This window comes from Sulfobacillus harzensis (assembly GCF_012933365.1).
Classification (GTDB): domain Bacteria; phylum Bacillota; class Sulfobacillia; order Sulfobacillales; family Sulfobacillaceae; genus Sulfobacillus_B; species Sulfobacillus_B harzensis.
This window is the reverse complement of record NZ_JABBVZ010000185.1, coordinates 1-3,807: the sequence shown is the minus strand read 5'-3', so window position 1 is coordinate 3,807 and position 3,807 is coordinate 1. Positions and strand designations below refer to the sequence as shown.

Below are 3,807 nucleotides of genomic sequence, written 5' to 3'. Positions count from 1 at the left end.
GGCAGCTTTGCCAGTCCCTCCGTGATGGCCTATATCCTTCATCAGAAATACACCTTGGGGTTGCCGCTCTATCGCCAAGAGCAAGAATGGCGGCGGCTGGGGGTCCCGATTTCCCGTCAAACGATGGCCAATTGGGTGGTGTATGTGGCCCATGAATGGCTCCATCCGCTCTACCAGGAACTCCGTCGGCATCTGTTGGTCCAGGACATTCTGCAAGCGGACGAAACGACCGTGCAAGTTCTACACGAAGACGGCCGAGCCCCGGAGGCCAAATCCTACATGTAGCTGTATCGGACCGGTCGCGAGGGACCCGCGATTGTGTTGTATGACTACCAAAAGACACGGGCGGGATCCCATCCCCAGGCCTTTCTCGCCGGATTTGAGGGGTATCTCCAGGTCGATGGCTATGCCGGCTATCATAACGTCGAGAAGGTCACGCACCCCGGCGGAAATTCGATGAGGCCTTGAAGGCGTTGCCCGCCGGGCAACGGGCCGGCCCCAGTACGGCCCGCACGGCCCTCGCGCGTCGCGCGCGGCGTATCGCCCATTCTGTCCGCGTTTCATGGGTGGCTGGAGGCTCAGCAGTCGGAAATCTTGCCACACAGTGCGGTGGGCAAGGCCGGTGACCTATTGCCTGAATCAATGGGCTCAGTTGGAAGGATACTTATTGGGCGGCCGGCTAGAGATTGACAACAACCGGAGTGAGCGCGCCATCAAGCCGTTTGTCATCGGGCGGAGTAATAGGCTCTTCAGTAATACGCCGCGGGCGCGAAGGCCTGTGCGCTCGTCTACAGTATCATCGAAACGGCGAAAGAAAACGGGCTGAATCCGCAAGCCTATTTACAATATTTGTTTGAAGAACTGCCCAATCACAACCTCAACGATTTGGCGACATGGCAGGCGCTGTTGCCCTGGTCGAGCGAACTCCCGGACGATTTCAAGTCGCCAGCGCCCACTCGCCAGGGTCAGTGATACCTTTAGGTCCCCACCGCAAGGTGGGGATTATTTGACGCTCACCTTACATTGACCCCGGTACTGAAGAACAACAGTCGCTCGCCCCTTTTCCGCCACGGTGAGCCCGAGGAAGCTTCTTCGACCGAGCTGGGTCGCCGCGTCGAGAAGTGCGCAGGGAGTCATTCCTGGATCGGGGCGATCGTCCGCGTTCGTTGTCGACGCCGCTGCGCGAGGGAATCGATTCCGAGCCATACGGCGAGTAGGCCGTGTTGCAGGATTAAATATCCGAGGGCAATCGGATCGAGCGTGTGGAGAATCCAGCGCGTGGCGGACGAGGGCGTCGGGAAGGCGACCACCGCGAGGCTGTAGAGCAGGCCAAGCCCACCGATCCCCCAGATGGGCGGGGTCGCCCGGCGGGGTAGGAGCCATTGCATGATGAGGCGCAGGTGGGTCGCAAACGACAGCACCACGACTGCGGTCCAGAGAAAGATGACCGCGAGCCCCATACGGCTAATAAAAAAGGTGCTGTCCAAGGTGATGGTCTCCAAACTGTAGACCAAGGGCCAATGTAGTTGCACGATGGCGTTGGGCCCCAGCATCATCATCACCAGCGCGTAGATCGTGAGCAGCATGACACTGATGGTTCCCGCCGCGACAAGAAACGCGCGTCGTACGATATGCCTGGCCGCGTTGACCCGGGGCGCGAGCACCACGACCGCGGGGCCAACGGGCAGCATGAGGTGGGCCATGTTGGCGATGCCGTGCCCCATCGGGGTGAGGTACCAATTCTGCGGCCACAGGGGCCGCAGATGCGTCGCATGGATCAGCGCTACGGCGGATACAAAGGCCAACATGGTCCCGCCGAGGGGCACCCACAACTGCGTGAGCCGACCGAGTGCATCCAACCGAATACCGGCCCCCCAAATCATGATGCCCAACAAGGGCAACAGGAGGGCCCAACGGGGAGTGTCGGCATAAAACAAGGTCCCCATCAGTTGGAGCAACAACGCGAGTAAGGCCAGATCGACCCCCACGACGAGCGTGAGGCTGAGGCCCGCTGCGCTCGTCAGAAGGCAGCGGGTGAGGCGATGCCGGGTCGCCCGCCATACGGCGTGGTGGTGTAGAAGTCCACTGAGCATGAGCGCGGCGATGAGAACGACAATGCTCCCCAGGGCGTTTTCCCCGGCGGCGGATACCACATGGTGCGGCCAGACAAACATGATATTGCCGACAATCGCCGTGACAAGCATCGTGGTATATTCCAGGGGACTGAGGCCTTTCGCCGCCGTCTCCACTACTGGGACACTCCTTCGTTGGCAATATGTACCTTGGCCGTGAGATCCACCGTCCATCCGGTCCACGAGACCGGCATCGGCCAGGGTGATCCCGGCGCATTGCGTGCCCACTGCGCCTCGCGGTGCCAGCCAAACGGATCCACCTGTTCGCGCTCGGCTGCCCGCACGGCTTGGTCTCCAAGCCGGAGCAGGGCGTGACTGGCCGCCTGGGCGATGGCGGTCTTTTCGGCCGGCGTCAAGCGAAGGGTGGGCGGAACGTCCTCGAGGGCCGCCCGGTAGGACAGCCGATCCACCACGCGCGTGCCCGCCGCATCTGCGACCACGGTCACGTGACTCGAACCGTGCAGGCGATTCAATCCAATGCGCTGACCATCGACCGTGACGGTGAGGGCGCCTTTGACGACATGCTGGGTCAGATAGGCCCAGCCTGCCGACGCCGCTGGCGACCAGGGGATGACGGTCTTGGGGCCTAAGACGGCTATTTGGCGATTTTCGAGGATTTCCGACGCGGACACGCGAATGAGCGGTACCACGGGGGAGACCCCGGGCGTCTTTAGACGGTCCCAGACCTGCCACGCGCGTTGACCGAACATAAAGGGCTGGCAATGGCAGGCGAGCAATTTAAAGAGCCCATAGAACGGCCCGCCCTCACTGAGGGTCGGGGTTTGGGCGACGAGGCCCGCGGGATCGCCTGCGACGACATAAAACGTTTTGAGAATGCGGCCGGAACGGTTAAAGGTCGTGATGAGTCGGGCCCAGGTGGACGCCGAGAGGCGGGGGGACAGCACCAACACCCGAAACTGGCCGAAGTACAAATCGCGCGTGGACTGTTGTTGGACCTTGAGCAACGCGGTGGTCCACGTCCGGGCCGTCACCGCCAGGGCATACAGGTTCTGGTCGGGGGGCAGCGTGCCGAGGTTGCTGACCGATTCCGTCGGATTGGGGAAGACAAACGTCCACTGCCGCACTCCGGGGGTCGCCGTGGGCGCCACGCCGACCGATTCCACCACGCCGCGGCCTTCCACCGGCCGCTGGTCCCAGCAGCCCGTGAGGAGGGCGAGTGCCGTGCAGAGCGCCGCCGCCCACCGCAGTCGGCGGGTCATGCCCGGGGATCGATCTGGCCCCGCTGCAGGGGGACGGAAGCGGGCTGCTGGGAGGGAGTCTGACCCCACCGCGCGTCTTGAGGACGAGCCTCGGTCCGGCGCTCCACGAAGTGCGCCCAGGGCTTCCGCCACAAGGCGTCAGCCCAGTCCACCGCGCGGAACGGCGCAAGCGGCGTCAGATAGGGCACGCCCAAGGAGGTTTCGGTCACCAGTTTGATGGTGAGACCGATGGTCGCGAGGACCAGACCATAGATGCCATAAACAAAGGCGGCCACGAGCATCACCCAACTGAGCAAGCGCCAGGTGCCCGTCAAGTCGTAACTCGGGGCGGTAAAGAAGCTCAGCGCAGTGAGGGTCATCACAACAATAATCTGCGGACTCACAAAGCCGGCTTTCACGACGGCTGTGCCGACCACGATGGCGCCGACGGTGCCGATGGTGGTGGCGAGCGGTTT

Annotated in this window: 5 protein-coding genes and 1 pseudogene; 3 read left to right on the top strand and 3 right to left on the bottom strand. The window is 62.8% G+C overall.

The window, feature by feature from the left end; translation table 11 throughout:
* The 3 genes and pseudogenes from HIJ39_RS24415 to HIJ39_RS25335 all read left to right on the top strand — a co-directional run.
* Positions 1 to 468: pseudogene (locus HIJ39_RS24415) on the top strand (IS66 family transposase); the annotation flags it as partial.
* Positions 469 to 562: 94 nt separating this feature from the next.
* Positions 563 to 826: an IS66 family transposase gene (locus HIJ39_RS25340; protein WP_420824592.1), complete on the top strand. Its 264-nt coding sequence runs from the start codon at positions 563 to 565 to the stop codon at positions 824 to 826.
* Positions 796 to 972, top strand: a complete 177-nt coding sequence (locus HIJ39_RS25335; protein ID WP_420824593.1) for a transposase domain-containing protein — start codon at positions 796 to 798, stop codon at positions 970 to 972. Before HIJ39_RS25340 ends, HIJ39_RS25335 begins: the two co-directional genes overlap by 31 nt.
* Positions 973 to 1,133: 161 nt before the next feature.
* On the opposite strand, the gene HIJ39_RS21915 is transcribed toward HIJ39_RS25335, so the two are convergent.
* The 3 genes from HIJ39_RS21915 to HIJ39_RS21905 all read right to left on the bottom strand — a co-directional run.
* Positions 1,134 to 2,249 (bottom strand): hypothetical protein, encoded by a 1,116-nt coding sequence (locus HIJ39_RS21915; RefSeq protein WP_169103169.1) that lies wholly within the window; start codon positions 2,247 to 2,249, stop codon positions 1,134 to 1,136.
* Positions 2,249 to 3,352 carry a Ger(x)C family spore germination protein gene (locus HIJ39_RS21910; RefSeq protein WP_169103168.1) on the bottom strand — a complete coding sequence of 368 codons (1,104 nt, stop codon included), beginning with the start codon at positions 3,350 to 3,352 and terminating at the stop codon, positions 2,249 to 2,251. The genes HIJ39_RS21915 and HIJ39_RS21910 overlap by 1 nt, the downstream gene beginning before the upstream one ends.
* Positions 3,349 to 3,807 (bottom strand): spore germination protein (locus tag HIJ39_RS21905; protein ID WP_207711851.1); only part of this gene is annotated, 459 nt, incomplete at its 5' end. The genes HIJ39_RS21910 and HIJ39_RS21905, both read right to left, overlap by 4 nt.